This is a genomic window from Hufsiella ginkgonis (assembly GCF_009834915.1).
GTDB classification, from domain to species: domain Bacteria; phylum Bacteroidota; class Bacteroidia; order Sphingobacteriales; family Sphingobacteriaceae; genus Hufsiella; species Hufsiella ginkgonis.
On sequence record NZ_WVHS01000002.1, the window covers coordinates 678029 to 694467 of the forward strand.

Sequence of the window (16439 nt, forward strand, 5' to 3'; positions counted from 1 at the left end):
AAGCGGCGGCTTCAACTAATGACCGGGCTTTCCAAAGCGCGTGAACATACCGGGCTGACGGATATATACCGCGACGCCACCCTTGCGCTTTATGAAGCTTCGGGCGCCAGCTCGATCGCCCTTGCCAGGATTGAAGACCGGATTACCGTGAAAACGCTTTACAGCATTCCCGGCAATCCGCCGTCGGCTATTATCGATGCGGTGATCATGCACGATATCTGTGACTCCGGGGCGATCGACATCCGTAAATCTCCCCTCGCCGGAAGCACTGGTACGCTGGTCTACCTTCCCTTTTGTGAGAAAGGTGAAAACGGTGCTTTCATACTCTGCTTTGAAAAGCTCCCCGAAAATGACGAAGCTTTCCGTGAGTTCCTGGCAAGCAGCCTCAGCGGTTTGAACGAAACCATCCGGCTGGCGAAAACCTATTATGCGGCAGAGGAGCTCACCACGCGTTTTAACGCCATATTGGGAACCGTCCCGCAAGGTGTGGTCTTTATAGACGATACCGGGAAAAATACCTGGGCCAACGCGGTCGCTACCGCCCTATTGGGCGTAAACCGTCACCAGAACGAACCGGTAGTGATTGCCCGTGCTATGACCGACCTGCGAAATGCGGCCGTAAACCAGGCGGAAATCGCTGCCGAAGGCGCCCGGCTGTTCAGCTCGCCCGAGCGCAGTATCAGGAACTGGAAATGGATCTATGGCGACCCCGTAAATATGGTGCTCAGCGTGGCCTGCTCACCTACCGTATCCCGGAACGTAAAAGGCATGCTTTGGGTGTTCGATGACATTACCGAACTATACCTCGCCAACGAGTCGCTGAAGGAACTGAACATCGAGCTGGCGGAGAAACGCAAGATAGCCGACGACCAGAACCGTGCAAAATCCGACTTCCTGGCAAACATGAGCCACGAGATCCGCACACCCATGAACGGGGTGATCGGTATGACCAGCTTGTTAACCGGCACCGACCTCGATACCGAGCAGCGTGAATACGTAGAAACTATCCGCATCAGCGGCGACACGCTGCTTTCCCTGATCAACGATATCCTCGATTTTTCGAAGATCGAATCCGGTAAGCTGGAGCTCGAAAAGTATCCGTTCCAACTAAGTACGGTGATCGAAGAAACGTACGACCTCCTGTCGGTAAAAGCCAACGAAAAACATCTCGACCTGCTGTACTTCATTGATTCGAACGTGCCTGCCGGGATCATAGGTGATATTACCCGGGTAAGACAGATCCTGGTGAACCTGGTGTCGAACGGAATTAAGTTCACCCAGACCGGCGAAATTCTCATTAACGTGCGCACCCTCGAACAGGAAGACGATAATTACCGCATCGGGTTTACCGTAAAAGACACCGGGATCGGGATTCCGGAAGATAAGTTTCACCGGTTGTTCCAGAGCTTCTCGCAGGTCGACTCGTCGACCACCCGCAAATTCGGCGGTACCGGCCTCGGCCTGGCTATCTGCCAGCGCCTCATCAGCATGATGGAAGGGCATATCCGCGTAGAAAGCGAGGTCGGCAAAGGCTCCGAGTTCATTTTCGACATTAAGGTAAAAGGGAATCGCTCAGCGGAATTGCCGGGCACATCCGACCGCAAAAGCCAGGCCATGGTAACCGGGAAGAAGCTCCTGATCCTCGACGACAATGAAACCAACCTGAAGATCCTGAAAAGGCACTGCGAGCTATGGGGAATGGAGGCGTCGGTATTTATGCATTATAAAGCGGCGGTAGATTCGATCGCACATAACGCTTACGACCTGGCGATCATCGACATGATCATGCCCGAAATTGACGGCGTAGATGTGGCACACATTATCAAGAGCCGCTATGCCAACCACAATCTGCCGATAGTACTCTTTTCCTCTGCGGGAAATGTGGCGATGAAAGGCGCGCGCGAACAGAACCTGTTTGCGGCAGTACTTTCTAAGCCGTTAAAATATAATGTACTGTATAAGATCCTCGTGAACATTCTTTCGGCACATACCATAACCGAAACGCCTGAAGAGGCGGCGGAGGCGCGGCCCGAAGAAGAGATCTTTAAGTTCGGGATCCTGGTGGCAGAAGATAACGACATCAACCAGAAGCTTATCCGCCGTGCGCTGGAGAAACTGGGCTATTCCAGCGACGTGGTGTTTAACGGGCTCGAAGTGGGAAATGCCTTTAAAATGAATTACTACCCGCTGGTGTTTATGGACGTGAACATGCCCGAAATGGATGGCTATGAAGCCACTCGTCACCTCGTAGAAAACTTTCCCGGTAATAAGCCCGTGATCATAGCCATGACTGCCAACGCCATGGATGGCGACCGAGACGAGGCGATCTCCGCGGGGATGGACGACTATATCAGTAAGCCCTTTAAGATCCAGGACATCAAAGACAAGCTCGATAAATGGGTACCGGAGATCAAAAATCGCCTGACTAAATAACAATAAGTATCTTTGGCCCTTATGCCAAATAACCCGATCCCCGCCACCGGCGACTCTCCAGCCACCGCCTTCGGGCGACTGCTCACCATTATGAATACCCTGCGCGAGCAATGTCCCTGGGATAAGAAACAGACCATGGAAACGCTTCGCCACCTTACCATCGAAGAAACATACGAGCTCTCTGACGCCATCCTGGAAGGAAACATGCAGGAGATTAAAAAGGAGATCGGCGACCTGATGCTGCACCTGGTATTTTATGCCAGGATAGGCTCGGAAACCGGTGACTTCGATATCCAGGGCGTGCTGAACGGGATCTGCGAGAAGCTGATCACCCGTCATCCCCATATTTACGGCGAAACCAGCGTAAACGATGAAGCGGATGTAAAACGCAACTGGGAACAGATCAAACTGCGTGAAGGCAATAAATCGGTGCTGGCAGGTGTGCCGGGCTCTTTGCCATCGCTGGTAAAAGCGGCCAGGATACAGGAAAAAGCGGCCGGCGTAGGGTTCGACTGGGAGGAAAAACAACAGGTTTGGGCAAAGGTGGAAGAAGAGCTGAAGGAATTCCGCGATGAATTTAACATTGAAGGTGATATAGCCGACCACGAAAAAGCCGAAGCCGAATTTGGTGATGTGTTATTCTCCCTGGTTAATTACGCCCGTTTTGTGAATATCAACCCCGAAAACGCGCTGGAAAAGACCAATAAAAAGTTCATCAAGCGCTTCCAATACCTGGAAAACAAATCGAAGGAAAACGGGAAAGAACTGAAAGATATGACGCTGGAAGAAATGGACGTGTTCTGGAACGAAGCGAAAAGAACCGACAGCTGATTGCCGGTGGCTGAACGCTGATAGCTGAACGCTGATAGCTGATTGCTGATCGCTCATAGCCGATCGCTGACATCTCCTAGCTAAAAACTTCTCCTCTCCTGTTACTTTTCCCCCCAAACATCGTACTAGTAAACATGAGATTAATAAAAACAGGCATTGCCGCCTGTATTGCACTTGGAACCGGTGCCTGCAGCCACAAAGTGACGACGCCCCAGAAATTTGAAGGACTATACAGCGGGGAGTTCCGGTATTACAATCCGCAAAGTAACGCCAGCGCGCAAAGCGCACCCATAACAGTCTCTTTTTCAGGATATATTTACGATGCCACGGGCGCTCCCGACAAGAAGCCGGCCGGTGGCTCGGGGACATTTTCCATGGAAGGAAACAAAGTAAAGTTCGAAGAAAAAAGCATGTGGACAGCAGACTTCGACTGGAACATGATCCTTAAAGGTACTTACGACTACCAGGTAAAAGCGGATAGCCTGATCCTGACAAAAACAGCCGAACAAGGCGACAATAAGTATCCGACGATCTATCGTTATGCTTTGAAAAAAAATTGATGGTATAGATCTGCATGGCCATAACACCTGGCATTTCCGAGGCTGAGCTCATCCGGAAATGTAAAAAAGGCGATTTAAAGTCACAGGAACTGCTATATAAACAGTTCTATGGCTATGCCATGGGTGTTGGCCTGCGTTACCTCGATGACCGGGACGACGTACTCGAGATCGTAAATGATGCCTTCATCAAAGTATTTAAGTCAATCTCTACCTTTAACGAAGACCTGTCGTTTAAAGCCTGGTTCAGGAAAGTGCTGGTAAATACGGCCCTCGACAGGCGGAGAAAGAACGGCAGGCAGGTGGCTATTACCGATATTGAGGATGCGGCACATGTGGGCAGCCAGCATACACACATCGAGGTCATGTCTGCGAGAGACATTTTGAACCTGCTCAGTATCCTGCCGGAAGCACAGCGGACCATTTTCAACCTCTTTGAAATTGACGGGTACAGCCATGAGGAGATCGGGAATATGCTTGGGATCCCCGCCAGCTCCTCTCGTGTTTACCTCGGAAGGGCAAAGGATAAATTAAAAAAGGCGATAATAAATCAGCATATGTACAATGGATCCATTTGACAAGAAACTTGCTGACCACATCCGCGATGTCTTCGATGATTATTCGGAAGACGGCGCCGCTGAAGGTTGGCAGGAGCTGCGCAAAAAATACCCGGAGCGCGATAATCGTCGCCCGCTGGTATGGTGGCTGAGCAGCGCCGCCGCTATTTTGGTCGTGGGTGCCGCTACGTGGCTGTCCATACCTGTTAACTCACCTGTTAAAAAGACCGGCAGTGAAACCGCAGCCACGAAATATAATCAACCTTCGCCGGCCCCGGGCGATAGCTCCGCCCACATCGCCCGGGGGACTGTAAAAACCGCCACGCTGCCGGCAAAGGAGCCAGGTAACATGAGTACTAAAACAACTGAACGATCAGCATTAAACAAATCAACCGCTACCGGGCCTGTTAAGATCGCAAATGCGGCGAACCGGGTAAGAAACAAGGAAAATACGATAATTAAGCCCGAAGAAGGCCACCCAGACCAGGTTGTTAAATCGCCCGCAGCCAGTTTACCAACCAGTCCTGATGCAATAGCCGGCGTTCGCGCGCAGGTGCAGCTCCCTTACCTGCCCGGTGCACCGGTAACCTCTGCGGGAGCCGAGCTTTCTCCCGGGGAATTTGAGAAAATACTTGGGAACCGGGTGGCTTCATTAGATATTATCCCGGCAATTCCGGTAGCAAACAACAGCATACAGCCGGCGGTTGTTCAGCCGTTAACCTCCGTGGTAGTTGCTCACACCAGGCTACAGGGAACACTTGATTCGGCCCGTGCCTTACCGCCGCTCCCGCCCGCCATCGCCAGGACAATCAAACAGCCTAAATTTCCTTTCGGGATCTATGCAGCGAGCTTTTTCAGCTATGCCAACGGAAGTACCAGCCAGCTGAACCTGAGCGCAGGCATAACTTCCGATTTTAAGTTATCGCCACGGTTAAAGTTGTCGACCGGTATCGGCCTGGCACGTAACGACCTCTCGTTTGAGCGGGGTGTGCCGCAATCGTCATCCAATTTGTTTTCCACTGCCGCTAACCCGGCCCAGCTGGCGCAAAACGGTTTATACGGTAATAGCGGCCAGTCGTTTTACCTGGCGCTCGACAGCTATGATGCGCATTTTATCGGGCTTGATTTGCCGGTCAACCTGAAATACACATTCCCGCAGCGCAAGTACCAGTTTTTCATGTCGGCAGGACTCAGTTCGTATACGTTCATCGACGAGAAATATGTAACGAGCTATAGCGTCATCACACCCGGCACGAACGCGGGAATGGCCGCCACTAATTTACCCCTGCAGGAAACGGTGAACAAATCATTCAGCACGTTCGACGTCGCGGGCACGCTGAACTTATCGGTCGGGTTCGGTTACCCTGTGGGGAAAAAAGCTGGCTTATCCGTGGAGCCGTTCCTTAAATACCCGCTGAAGGGAATGGGATACGAAAAGATCCCGTTTGGTTCCGGCGGTGTTTCCTTAAAGTTCAACTTCAACCGGGGAAAATAAGCGGCGCTATTTAAATGCGATCGCTTTAACAGGTGCGATCCTTGTAACCAATGTCGACGGAAGCAGCATCACCAGCAGACAAATGGCGAGCGTGCCAAGGTTGAGGAGCATGATATCGGTGAAATCCAGCATCACCGGTATAAAGTTTACATAATACGAGGTCTGGTCGAGCGTAAAGAAATGCGTGCGGTCCTGGAATAAGCCCAGCCCGATCCCCAGCACATTGCCCAGCAGTAAGCCATACCCGATGAGGTAAGCGGCATTGTAGAGAAAGATCTTCTGTATCCCCCAATTGGTTTGCCCGAGCGCTTTCAGGATCCCGATCATCCCTGTACGCTCGAGAATGATGATGAGCAATGCCGAGATCATATTGATCACCGCAACCGCGATCATAAGCACCAGGATCACCTCCGTATTAACGTCGAGCAGCGAAAGCCACTGGAAAATAGCCGGGAACGACTCGATGATGGTGTTTGATTTCAGATCGATGCCCAACTCATCATCTACCCGGGCGGCAGCTTCTTCCAGGTGATCAAAATCCCTGATGCGCACCTCGTAACCACCGGTTTGTTGAGGCGACCAGTTGTTTAAACGCTGTACCATGGGAAGCGCCCCGATCACGTACATCCGGTCTACCTCTTCCACTCCCAGGTTATAGATGCCGGCGATCCTGAATTTCCGGGGACGCGGAGGCGCATTATTCCTGAAAAAATACATCAGGAAGTCGTCGTTTACCTTCAGTTTCAGCCGCGCGGCTGTATACCGCGACACCAGGATCTCTTTGGTTGCCTCCACGCTGTCGGTAAAATCGATCACCCGGCCTGCCACCAGGATCTTCTTCATAAAGTCCCAATTATAGGTTTTGTCCACTCCTTTTAATACCACGCCCTCTACTTCGCCGTTAGCATTAATGATCCCGGGTTTATTGGCCACGGGCTGGATAAACGCGACCGCCGGCAACGCCCTGATCTTGCGGATGCTTTCGGGGCTAGCGGTCACCGGCGAGTTCTCCAGCGATGCGTTCAGGTCGAACTTCATCACCATCACGTCGCCCGAAAAACCGCGTACCTTTTCCCGGATCTCTTCCTTAAACCCACGCATCACCGCCAGGGAGAGGATCATTACCGCCAGGCTGAGCATGATCCCCAAAATGGCGATGCGTACACTGAGCTTCGAAAATGTTCGTTTAGATTGAAAAGTAATTCTCCGGGCGATGAAAGAAGGCAGATTCAACTGGATGGATTTTGTATTTTTAGCGAAGTTAAGTAATCTAACATGAAACCCTATCGTTTTGTTCCGGCCATGCTGATGTTGATGGCTGCATCATTTACCATGTGTGCACAGAATGTTCCTTTTGGGGGCAACCGGGTGCCGGACCCCAGGAAAATCAGGGCCGAAGACCTCGATAAACCGAAACATAAGGGCCGCCTGGTGACCGGTGCCGACCAAACCGAAAAATACGTCCCCTACCTGAAAGGCAAACGCGTGGGCATGGTGGTGAATTTGACGTCGGTGATCGGGCACAAGCTGAGTGTCGACAGCCTCAAAAAAATGGGGGTAAATATCGTAAAGATCTTCGGGCCTGAGCATGGCTTCCGGGGCAATGCGAGCGCAGGCGTTAATGTGGCAGATGCCGTCGATCCATCTACCGGGATCCAGGTGATCTCGTTATACGGACCAAAGATTAAGCCGACCCGCGAAGACCTGGCAGACCTCGACCTGCTAATTTACGACATGCAGGATGTGGGGGTACGTTTTTATACCAACATCAATGTGCTTGCTCGGGTAATGGAAGCCTGCGCCGAAAATGGCAAGGAGCTGATGATCCTCGACCGCCCAAATCCCAACGGCTACCTGGTTGACGGCCCGGTATTGGATATGAAGCTTAAATCAGGTATCGGTATGTTCCCTGTCCCGATCGGTCACGGCCTTACAGTTGCTGAGTTTGCGCAGATGGCTAACGGCGAAGGGTGGCTTACCGGTAAAGTTCAATGCAAATTGAATATTATCAGGGTGGCCAACTACACCCACCAAACACCCTATGTGTTGCCGGTAAAGCCGTCGCCTAACCTTAACACACAACAATCGGTATTGCTGTATCCGTCAACTTGCCTTTTCGAGGGCACCTACCTGAACCACGGCCGCGGAACATATTATCCATTCACCGTAATCGGCAGCCCGGAACTGAAAGGAATTTACGCATTTTCATTTACCCCTGCCAGCATCCCGGGCATGAGCGAAACACCCCTGTTCCAGGACAAAGTCTGCTATGGGCTCGACCTCCGGAAGTACAACACTGATAAGCTCGTTAAAAGCGGCAAGGTAAACATCTCCTGGATGATGGAACTTTATAAAGCCTCGCCATATAAAGGAAAGTTTTTCGACAGCAAGCTCAGCAAAGAAATAAACAGTATCGACAGGCTGGCCGGCACAGAAGATTTCCGCGCGCAGATCATTGCCGGCAAATCAGAAGAAGAGATCCGCCTCAGTTGGGAGCCCCAGCTTTCGCAATATAAGATCATGCGCAAGAAGTATCTTTTATACCTGTAACTGTACCGCATGCCTGCCCCCGTTGCCGTGATCGATCTTGGGACCAATACGTTCCACCTGCTTATCGCCATCGTTGAGGCGGGGGCTATACGCGAGGTGGTGCACCGGGTCGACGCCGTGAAGCTTGGCGAAGGAGGCATTAACAGCGGCCGCATCCGTGACGACGCATTCGGACGCGGGTTAACCATGCTGCGGAACTATGCCCTGCAGATCCACGAAAATAACGCCTCCCCTGTTCGCGCCATAGCCACCTCGGCGATCAGGAACGCCGCAAACGGCCCTGAATTTATCAAAAAGGTAGCACAGGAAACGGGCATTTGTATCGAGGTGATCGACGGCGCACAGGAAGCCGCTTTTATTTACAAGGGGATCCGCGCATCCGGCAGTCTTGGCCCCCATCGTTCGCTCATCATGGACATTGGTGGCGGAAGCGTAGAATTTATCCTCTGTACCCAATCCGGGATCCTGTGGAAACAAAGCTTCGAGATTGGCGCAGCGAGGCTGATGGACCGCTATCATCATAGCGACCCGATCGCGGCCCGGGAAATCGCCCGGCTTGAACAATACCTGGAAGAGCAGCTGCAACCATTATTTGCGGCCGTAAAAACGTACCCGGTAAAACACCTGGTGGGATCGGCTGGATCGTTCGAAACGTTCGTAGAAATGACCGGGACATCCGGGGCTTCTGCAGACAACGAGCGCATTAAAACCTATCATTTTAACCTTCAGGCATTAGCGGCAGTGATGGATTGGCTCCGGAACTCGACTCACCGGCAACGGGAGGAACGGCAGGACATCGAACCGGTACGGGTCGATATGATCGTGGTGGCTTCGCTGGTGACCGCCTTCGTGATGCGGAAATCAGGGATCACACGGGTATCGATGTCGGCATACTCCCTGAAGGAAGGCGTGCTGGCAGACGTAATCAGCTAGGCTGTAACAGCGAGCAGGTTTTTATATAATTTCTCCGTGGGCAACCCGACCACGTTGGTATACGATCCCCGGATGCTTTCGATGGCGGTTAACCCGATCCACTCCTGGATGCCATAAGAGCCGGCTTTGTCAAGCGGCTGGTATTTTTCAACATAATAGCGGATCTCATCCCCGGTCAGTTCCCTAAGAACTACTTCGGTTACATCCGAAAATTTAACCAGCTTATCTTGATACAGCAGGCAAACGCCGGTGATAACGCGGTGTGTACGGCCCGACAGTGAGCGGAGCATCGTCATGGCATCTTCCGGCCCCGCAGGCTTCCCGAGGATCTGGTCATCCAGTACCACCACGGTATCGGCCGTGATCACCAGCTCACCGTTTAACTGGTGGTCGAATGCGAGCGCCTTTTTTTCGGCGATGTGCGAGGCCACCTCTTCCACGGGCAGCCCGGGAGGGTAAGTTTCATCCACTTCGCGTAATATGACGCTGAAAGTAATGTCCATCAGCGTAAGCAGCTCCTGCCTCCGCGGAGATTTGGATGCCAGGATAATGGGAGGAAACGTGTTTACGGTCATCAGGTATTATCAGGTGGAGGTGATCTGTTCGTCGGCAGCGTGCTCCTCGCTGTACCACTTGTCCTGGAGCTTCAGCACCTTTTCTATGATCTCCCTTACACAACCTTCTCCGCCCTTTTTCGGCGAGATATAGGCACTTATCGCCTTCACTTCTTCTACGGCATCTGCCGGGCAGGCGGCAACACCCGCAAGCTTCATCACCGGGAGATCTGGAATATCGTCGCCAATATACAGCACCTCCGCTCCAGCGAGGGCATGGCTGGCCATAAAATCTTTGTAGGTCTGTAATTTTTGTTCGGCGCCGAGGTAGATCTCGGTAATGCCCAACGTGCGCAACCGCATAGCGATGGTTTCGGAATACCCGCCCGAGATGGCACAGATCTTAAATCCTTTGCGGATAGCGAGCTTAATCGCGTATCCGTCGCGCACATTAAACCGCCTGAGCTGTTCGCCGCTTTCGGTAACGAGGACGGTAGCGTCCGTAAGCACGCCATCTACGTCGAGTATAAACGACTTTATTACAAGCAGCTTTGATAAGATCATTGGTTATCGCGCCACTCATAAACCCAGGCCGACTGGATCTGCTCCAGGTAGCCCTCCGTGCATTGCTCCCTCGTCCCGGCGAAATTGGGCAGTGACAGCACCCATTCCATCAGGTCGGTAAAACGGATGCGGTAGATCTTTGACTCCGTAAAATCGTCACCAAATTTCTCATAAAGACCCATGGCAATATCTTCAATATCGTTCCAATGAATAGGAAGGGCAAATTTATCGTCGTTCATGTAAATGTTCTTAGTGGCCGAGGAACTGTGTCTGATCTGGTAAAGTAACTTCAATATCGCCGTCTATCACCACGCATTGGCAGCCTAAACGGGAGTTGATGCGCGGGTTCACGGCACGGTCGATAAAATCCTCTTCCTTATCTGATATCTCCTGGAGGTGATCCATCCCTTTATTTACGTATACGTGGCAGGTGCTGCATCCGCATACGCCGCCGCAGTTATGCTGCAGCTCAATCCCGTTGTCGAGGCAGATATCCAGGATAGATTCTCCCTCCGCAATAGACAGTTCGACAGACTCTTCGCCGGCCTCTTCAAAATTGATCTTGACTTTAAAAATATTCATTCAGCCGCAAAATTAATAAAATAGCATTACCCCTGCTGCTTGTTATGGAAATTGATGATATTCTGACTGAGCCTGCGGTAGAGATCCTGTAGTTCAGGTTCTTTTTCGAGGAAATGAAGATGCTTATCCATCGTAAGCCGGTCGTTCCGTACCGCCGGGCCCGTTTGTACGCTGGCCGGGTCAACCGTGCTCACCTTTTCCGCCGTTTCGGCGATAAGCGGACGGATTAGATCGAAATCCAGCCCGTATTTATCCAGGATAGTTTTAGACAGCTGGTACAGGTGGTTGGTAAAGTTGCAGGCGAATACCGCCGCCACGTGCAGCGAAAGGCGTTTTTCCGAGCTAAGCTCCAGCACGTTACCAGAAATACCTGACGCCAGCAAATGCAGCTCACGGGCAACGTCGGGCGTGCTGCCTTCAACGGCTACCGGCACTTGCCGGAAATCGATCTCCCGCAATTTAGAGATTGTTTGCAGCGGGTAAATTACGCCGGTGCGTGTTGACACGCCTGCAAGCACGTCCATTGCGGTAGAACCTGAAGTATGCACCACCAGTTGGTTTCCGGCATTAAGCTGGCCGGCGACGCCAGGTATAGCATCGTCCTTTACCGCGATCACAAAAATATCGGCCGAACTGTCGAGGTCGCCTAGATGTTCCGCTGCCGTTGCTTTAACATGGTAGGCCAGTAACGCCGCGTGCTGGTAGGTATGACTCCAGACCTGCGCAATGGTGTGCCCGGCATTTTTAAACGCCGCGGCCAGGTGGGTGGCCACATTCCCGGAACCGATCAGCGTAATGCGCATGATCAGTTCCGTTTAAGCTCCTTGTTCCTTCGGAGAATGGAAAGAAGAAAGCCCGCGACCATAATGATGGTGCCGCCCCAGAAAAGGTTGATGTACGGGAAAACGATGGCTTTCATAACGATCCATTTACGTTCCTGCACTTTTTTCTGGTATACCAACAGCTCAAGATTATTCTTATCGGGATTTATTTTCGTGAAACGCACCATTAAGCCGGCATCGTCGACCCGCCGGCCGAAATCCATCGGCTGGTTGCCACCCTTTAACAGGTACAGTGGCTCTGCCGGGTAGATTTTCTCCCCTGCGTGGACCTCCAGGTTCATTCCCACGGCAATATCGTTCGCCTCCAGCGGAATATCCTTAATGGTGGCGTTCTTGTTAACCGATACTACCACGATAAAACCGCCTTTATAGCGGACGGTGTCGCCAACGTTCACTTCGAACGTTAAAGGCTCCTGGTATTCCTCCGATTCCGTATGACCCTCGTGCTCCTGGTGATCAGCGATCTGCGGGGCGGCAGTGGCGTGCGTGTAAATATCGTGGGTCAGGTAATGCTTGGTGTCGGGCGATGATATCAGCCCCATCTTTTCGTTTTGCTGAGCATTAGGGTAAAGGTTAAACTCTTCCTCTATTTTGCCGTCTTTATCGAAAACCTTATAGTTTACCTTATAAAAGGTGTTGGGGTAGTCGGTGGTATCGCTTACATAAGTAACCGTATACTTATCCATCTGCACAGGCTCGTCTTTGTAAAGCATGATATTTTCGCCGGACTTATTGGTCTTCTCAAAATCTTTCACGGGAATACCGGCGCCGCTGTTATTGATGGAGATCACTTTGTTTTTATACGCGGCCACCAGCGCTCCTACCAGGATCAGCCCGAAGCCAATATGCGCTACAGACGAACCCGCGAGCTTCCATTTCCCCCTGATAGCCCCAAGCAGGATATCCCCGTTGGCAGCGATCGTGAAAAATGCCGCAAAAGAAAGAATGGCAAGCATCGGGTTGGAATATACCCCGGTTAGCAGCATGGCCCCAACGGTAAGCACAGCCGAAATCGCCGCGGTGATACCCAGTTTTTTATAAAACTTGCCGGGATCGCTGTTCTTGTACTTTAAAAACTGCGAAAGGCCCGACAGGATGGCGATCACCGTCGCGAAATTTGTTTGCCACTTATTGTAAGTTTCAATGGGCTCTTTGATGGTGAATTTCGTGCCGAACATGGCGTTCACCACCGGTAAAGAAGTGGTACCGATCACCTGCAGGCAAGCCACTACCAGTACCAAAGAGCCTATGAATAACCAGAATTCCCTCGAATAGGTTTCTTCATCTTTCCTTGTGATGGGCAGCTGCTTCCACCTGCTCACCAGGAAATAGATCGCAAGCAGGCCAAACAGTACGATGTCGATCACCAGGTGCCAGAACATCCCGAGGTCGGTAAACGCGTGCACGGAAGTTTCTCCCAGGATGCCGCTCCGGGTGAGGAACGAGGCATACAACACCAGCACAAAGCTGATCAATACCAGGAAAGTGGCCGTAAAGTAAGAATGGCCCGAGTTTTTATAAGCCAGCATCACGTGCATGGCGGCAATGAGCGTGATCCATGGAATGATGGAAGCGTTCTCAACCGGATCCCATGCCCAGAAGCCGCCGAAGTTTAACGCCTCGTAAGCCCAGAAAGAGCCCATAATAATGCCCGTTCCCAGGATCATGCAGGCAAAAAGCGCCCACGGGAACACCGGCTTCACCCATTCGCTAAACCTGCGCTGCCACAGTCCCGCTATCGCGTAAGCGAAAGGTACGATCATGGAAGCGAACCCGAGGAACAAAGTAGGCGGGTGAATGACCATCCAGTAATTCTGCAGCAGCGGGTTTAGCCCGTTACCATCCTGGATATAGGTAAGATAGTTGGCATAATTGGCCGGATCGGCAAACAATACCGGCGCCATTTCTTTCAGGTTTACCGCGTCTCTTAACAGGATGAACGGTGAACTGCCGATGCGTTCGCCGAATATTTCCACGCCCAGCAGCATAGAGGCGAGCATTGCCTGCGAAACCATCACGATGGTCATCACCGGGCTTTCCCAGGTTTTCGCTTTCCACACCAGGATATTGGCAAGCACGGCCTGCCAGAACGTCCATAGCCAGAAGCTGCCCTCCTGCCCTTCCCAGAAACAGGAAACAATGTAATATACAGGCAGCGCCCTGGACGAATGCGCCCAGGCGTAGTGATACTCGAACAGGTGATTATAAATGATGTAGAACAGGCTGGCGCCGATGCCGATCACCGAAACGGTATTCAGCCAGGTGGCGATCCGCGCAATCCGCAGCCATGAGCCATCGGCGGTATCTTTTATCGTCGAAAAATAGTAGGAGATCGCAGCCAGCAACGCCGTACCAAACGAGAGAACTACGAAAAACTGGCCGGCATGACCAGCGAACAGGTGCTCACCTGAGAATGTCTGATCCATTAAATACCAGATTTTACCGCAGAACTACCGTTCGCCTTTATTTCCACCTGGTCCTTGTTGTACTTGGAAGGACATTTCATGAGGATCCTGGAGGCATAAAAATTCTCTCCCGACATTTTACCGGTGATCACCAGTTGCTCCGATTTCTCGAAATCCTGGGGTTTTGTGCCGTTAAATATCACCTGGCACTCCTTGCCTTTGTTGTCTATCGCGTAAAACGCGAAGTAATTAGCATCCTTATGCGGATCGTACGTAAATTTCTTGCGCTTGTTCAGGTGGCTTACCACCACCAGCTCAGACTGCTTTTCCTGTGCTTCGCTGAAATTACCATAAGTGCTGGTGTCGGCGTAAATGCTGATGATTACCCCGATGGAGATGGCGATAATGATCAGGCCTATAATGGAAGTTTTCTTCATTGTACTGTTTACTAAAATCGAAACGATCTTTGGAGCGCAAAATTACGAAAACATGAACTTTCGCGAGACTTTTACAATAGAAGAGGATTATTAAGAATCAATCTAAATACCTGTATGTTAAACGCCAGATGCCGGACGTCTTCCAGGAGCGGCGTTTCACACAAAACGCCCGGATCTCTCCAGGCGTTTTGCAGTACGTACGACGTCGAACGTTTTACGTCAAACCTATTATTTACGGCCAGATCCCCATATTCATATACGAAACCGCCACTTTATCGATCGAGCCGACAAAAGCGGCAGTCCTCAGGCTATCGATCTTCGGGTTTTGCATCTTGATCTCGCGGATCTCGTGGTACGAGCGGATCATGGTATCTTCGAGACCGGAGTTCACCAGCTCAAGTTCTGAGGCGCCTTTAATGATCATTTTCCGCTCCGCAGCGCCCAGGGTAGCGCCCGTCATGGCTTCGAGGGTATTTACCAGGTTGAGGTTGGCATTTTCTTCGTAGCGTTTATCCATACGGCCGAAGGCCACGTGCGAGAGGTTTTTAAGCCACTCGAAATAAGAAACCGTTACCCCGCCGGCATTGCAATACATATCGGGAATAATAATTCCGCCGCGTTCCAGGAATGCCGCTGCGGCCTGCGGAGAAGTAGGCCCGTTGGCGCCTTCGGCGATCACTTTTGCCTTGATGCGGCCGATGTTTGCTTCTGTCACCTGGTTTTCGAGCGCTGCCGGAACCAGGATATCGCATTCCTGCTCCAATCCTTCTGCGGGGTTCTTAAACTCCTGGGTGGCTCCGTTAAACCCGAGGATCGAGCCTGTTTGTTTCCGGTGGTTCATTACCGCTTCAAAGTCGAGGCCGTCGGGGTTGTACAATGCACCGTCATATTCGCAAAGGCCAACTACCGTAGCGCCGTATTCGGTAAGGTATTTTGCAGAATGGTAACCTACATTACCCAATCCCTGCACGATCACCTTCTTGCCTTCGAGGCCGGCGGTTAAGCCCAGCGGTTTCATATCTTCGGCAACGCTTACGCATTCGCGGACGGCAATGGCTACCCCGCGGCCGGTTGCCTCGCGTCGTCCCGCAATCCCGTGCAGGGCGATCGGTTTCCCGGTTACGCAACCCATCGCGTCGAGCTGACCCGGATTCATGGTATAATAGGTGTCTGCGATCCAGCTCATTTCGCGTTCGCCGGAGCCATAATCAGGCGCAGGGACGTCGATGCCGGGGCCGATAAAGTTCTTTTTGATAAGTTCTACCGTGTAACGGCGGGTAATGGTCTCCAGTTCGGCAACGGTGTAGTTTTTCGGGTTGATCTTTATCCCGCCTTTCGCACCGCCAAACGGCACATTTACGATCGCGCATTTATACGTCATCAGCGCCGCGAGCGCCATTACTTCATCTTCGTTCACCATGTCGCTGTAGCGGATACCGCCTTTGGTGGGCGACATGTGGTGGGAATGCTCCACGCGCCATGCATGGATCACTTCAAAACTATTGCCTTTACGGATGGGGAACTGGAAACGGTATACACTGTTACAGGTTTTAATCTGGTCGAGCAAACCCTGCGGATGCTTGGTAAACTGCGCCGCGTGATCAAAGAACTGGCATACGTCGGCGAAAAAGTGAGTATCGTCAACAACAAGAGAATTGTTCATAATGTAAATTTTATACAGGAATAATTGGTTAGTGGT

General features: G+C 51.7%; 16 protein-coding genes. 7 read left to right on the top strand and 9 right to left on the bottom strand.

Annotated elements, in window-relative coordinates:
• The first annotated feature begins 18 nt into the window (after nucleotides 1-18).
• The 5 genes from GS398_RS09715 (at nucleotide 19) to GS398_RS09735 (ending at nucleotide 5873) form a co-directional block, all read left to right on the top strand.
• Nucleotides 19-2433, top strand: a complete 2415-nt coding sequence (locus GS398_RS09715; protein WP_160906567.1) for a response regulator — start codon at nucleotides 19-21, stop codon at nucleotides 2431-2433.
• 21 nt (nucleotides 2434-2454) lie between these two features.
• A complete protein-coding gene (gene mazG, locus GS398_RS09720) occupies nucleotides 2455-3264 on the top strand; it encodes a nucleoside triphosphate pyrophosphohydrolase (RefSeq protein WP_160906568.1) in 810 nt (269 codons plus the stop codon).
• Between the two features lie 134 nt (nucleotides 3265-3398).
• The gene (locus tag GS398_RS09725; protein ID WP_160906569.1) at nucleotides 3399-3824 is read left to right on the top strand and encodes a hypothetical protein; all 426 of its coding nucleotides are present in this window, start codon (nucleotides 3399-3401) and stop codon (nucleotides 3822-3824) included.
• Nucleotides 3825-3838: 14 nt separating this feature from the next.
• The gene (locus GS398_RS09730) at nucleotides 3839-4399 is read left to right on the top strand and encodes an RNA polymerase sigma factor (RefSeq protein WP_160906570.1); all 561 of its coding nucleotides are present in this window, start codon (nucleotides 3839-3841) and stop codon (nucleotides 4397-4399) included.
• Nucleotides 4386-5873 (top strand): PorP/SprF family type IX secretion system membrane protein, encoded by a 1488-nt coding sequence (locus GS398_RS09735; protein ID WP_160906571.1) that lies wholly within the window; start codon nucleotides 4386-4388, stop codon nucleotides 5871-5873. The genes GS398_RS09730 and GS398_RS09735 overlap by 14 nt, the downstream gene beginning before the upstream one ends.
• 6 nt (nucleotides 5874-5879) lie before the next feature.
• Here the strand turns inward: GS398_RS09735 and GS398_RS09740 are convergent, their stop codons facing one another.
• Complete coding sequence (locus GS398_RS09740) at nucleotides 5880-7106, bottom strand: ABC transporter permease (protein ID WP_160906572.1); 1227 nt, start codon at nucleotides 7104-7106, stop codon at nucleotides 5880-5882.
• A gap of 42 nt (nucleotides 7107-7148) precedes the next feature.
• Between GS398_RS09740 and GS398_RS09745 the strand changes: the two genes are divergently transcribed.
• Nucleotides 7149-8423, top strand: a complete 1275-nt coding sequence (locus tag GS398_RS09745) for an exo-beta-N-acetylmuramidase NamZ family protein (protein ID WP_237488154.1) — start codon at nucleotides 7149-7151, stop codon at nucleotides 8421-8423.
• Between the two features lie 9 nt (nucleotides 8424-8432).
• Nucleotides 8433-9356, top strand: a complete 924-nt coding sequence (locus tag GS398_RS09750) for a Ppx/GppA phosphatase family protein (RefSeq protein WP_160906573.1) — start codon at nucleotides 8433-8435, stop codon at nucleotides 9354-9356.
• Here GS398_RS09750 and GS398_RS09755 read toward each other — a convergent pair.
• From GS398_RS09755 to GS398_RS09790, 8 genes are all read right to left on the bottom strand, one after another.
• Nucleotides 9353-9931: a Maf family nucleotide pyrophosphatase gene (locus tag GS398_RS09755; RefSeq protein ID WP_160906574.1), complete on the bottom strand. Its 579-nt coding sequence runs from the start codon at nucleotides 9929-9931 to the stop codon at nucleotides 9353-9355. The genes GS398_RS09750 and GS398_RS09755 overlap by 4 nt on opposite strands.
• Before the next feature lie 9 nt (nucleotides 9932-9940).
• Nucleotides 9941-10474 carry a KdsC family phosphatase gene (locus tag GS398_RS09760; RefSeq protein WP_160906575.1) on the bottom strand — a complete coding sequence of 178 codons (534 nt, stop codon included), beginning with the start codon at nucleotides 10472-10474 and terminating at the stop codon, nucleotides 9941-9943.
• Complete coding sequence (gene iscX, locus GS398_RS09765) at nucleotides 10471-10713, bottom strand: Fe-S cluster assembly protein IscX (RefSeq protein ID WP_160906576.1); 243 nt, start codon at nucleotides 10711-10713, stop codon at nucleotides 10471-10473. The genes GS398_RS09760 and iscX overlap by 4 nt, the downstream gene beginning before the upstream one ends.
• A 10-nt stretch (nucleotides 10714-10723) precedes the next feature.
• Entirely contained in the window at nucleotides 10724-11056 is a 333-nt protein-coding gene (locus tag GS398_RS09770; RefSeq protein WP_160906577.1) for a 2Fe-2S iron-sulfur cluster-binding protein, read from the bottom strand.
• A 26-nt stretch (nucleotides 11057-11082) separates the two neighbouring features.
• On the bottom strand, nucleotides 11083-11859 hold the full coding sequence (locus tag GS398_RS09775) for a Rossmann-like and DUF2520 domain-containing protein (RefSeq protein WP_160906578.1): 777 nt from the start codon (nucleotides 11857-11859) through the stop codon (nucleotides 11083-11085).
• 2 nt (nucleotides 11860-11861) lie between these two features.
• Nucleotides 11862-14324 carry a heme lyase CcmF/NrfE family subunit gene (locus GS398_RS09780; RefSeq protein WP_160906579.1) on the bottom strand — a complete coding sequence of 821 codons (2463 nt, stop codon included), beginning with the start codon at nucleotides 14322-14324 and terminating at the stop codon, nucleotides 11862-11864.
• Nucleotides 14324-14740 carry a cytochrome c maturation protein CcmE domain-containing protein gene (locus GS398_RS09785; RefSeq protein WP_160906580.1) on the bottom strand — a complete coding sequence of 139 codons (417 nt, stop codon included), beginning with the start codon at nucleotides 14738-14740 and terminating at the stop codon, nucleotides 14324-14326. The genes GS398_RS09780 and GS398_RS09785 overlap by 1 nt, the downstream gene beginning before the upstream one ends.
• Before the next feature lie 232 nt (nucleotides 14741-14972).
• On the bottom strand, nucleotides 14973-16403 hold the full coding sequence (locus GS398_RS09790; RefSeq protein ID WP_160906581.1) for a Glu/Leu/Phe/Val family dehydrogenase: 1431 nt from the start codon (nucleotides 16401-16403) through the stop codon (nucleotides 14973-14975).
• Nucleotides 16404-16439 lie beyond the last annotated feature (36 nt).

Bases quoted from the DNA above. Each gene is read 5' to 3' on its own strand.
- GS398_RS09715 (WP_160906567.1), top strand. From the start codon at position 19: ATGACCGGGCTTTCCAAAGCGCGTGAACATACCGGGCTGACGGATATA.
- mazG (WP_160906568.1), top strand. From the start codon at position 2,455: ATGCCAAATAACCCGATCCCCGCCACCGGCGACTCTCCAGCCACCGCC.
- GS398_RS09725 (WP_160906569.1), top strand. From the start codon at position 3,399: ATGAGATTAATAAAAACAGGCATTGCCGCCTGTATTGCACTTGGAACC.
- GS398_RS09730 (WP_160906570.1), top strand. From the start codon at position 3,839: ATGGCCATAACACCTGGCATTTCCGAGGCTGAGCTCATCCGGAAATGT.
- GS398_RS09735 (WP_160906571.1), top strand. From the start codon at position 4,386: ATGGATCCATTTGACAAGAAACTTGCTGACCACATCCGCGATGTCTTC.
- GS398_RS09745 (WP_237488154.1), top strand. From the start codon at position 7,149: ATGAAACCCTATCGTTTTGTTCCGGCCATGCTGATGTTGATGGCTGCA.
- GS398_RS09750 (WP_160906573.1), top strand. From the start codon at position 8,433: ATGCCTGCCCCCGTTGCCGTGATCGATCTTGGGACCAATACGTTCCAC.
- GS398_RS09755 (WP_160906574.1), bottom strand. From the start codon at position 9,931: ATGACCGTAAACACGTTTCCTCCCATTATCCTGGCATCCAAATCTCCG.
- GS398_RS09760 (WP_160906575.1), bottom strand. From the start codon at position 10,474: ATGATCTTATCAAAGCTGCTTGTAATAAAGTCGTTTATACTCGACGTA.
- iscX (WP_160906576.1), bottom strand. From the start codon at position 10,713: ATGAACGACGATAAATTTGCCCTTCCTATTCATTGGAACGATATTGAA.
- GS398_RS09770 (WP_160906577.1), bottom strand. From the start codon at position 11,056: ATGAATATTTTTAAAGTCAAGATCAATTTTGAAGAGGCCGGCGAAGAG.
- GS398_RS09775 (WP_160906578.1), bottom strand. From the start codon at position 11,859: ATGCGCATTACGCTGATCGGTTCCGGGAATGTGGCCACCCACCTGGCC.
- GS398_RS09780 (WP_160906579.1), bottom strand. From the start codon at position 14,324: ATGGATCAGACATTCTCAGGTGAGCACCTGTTCGCTGGTCATGCCGGC.
- GS398_RS09785 (WP_160906580.1), bottom strand. From the start codon at position 14,740: ATGAAGAAAACTTCCATTATAGGCCTGATCATTATCGCCATCTCCATC.
- GS398_RS09790 (WP_160906581.1), bottom strand. From the start codon at position 16,403: ATGAACAATTCTCTTGTTGTTGACGATACTCACTTTTTCGCCGACGTA.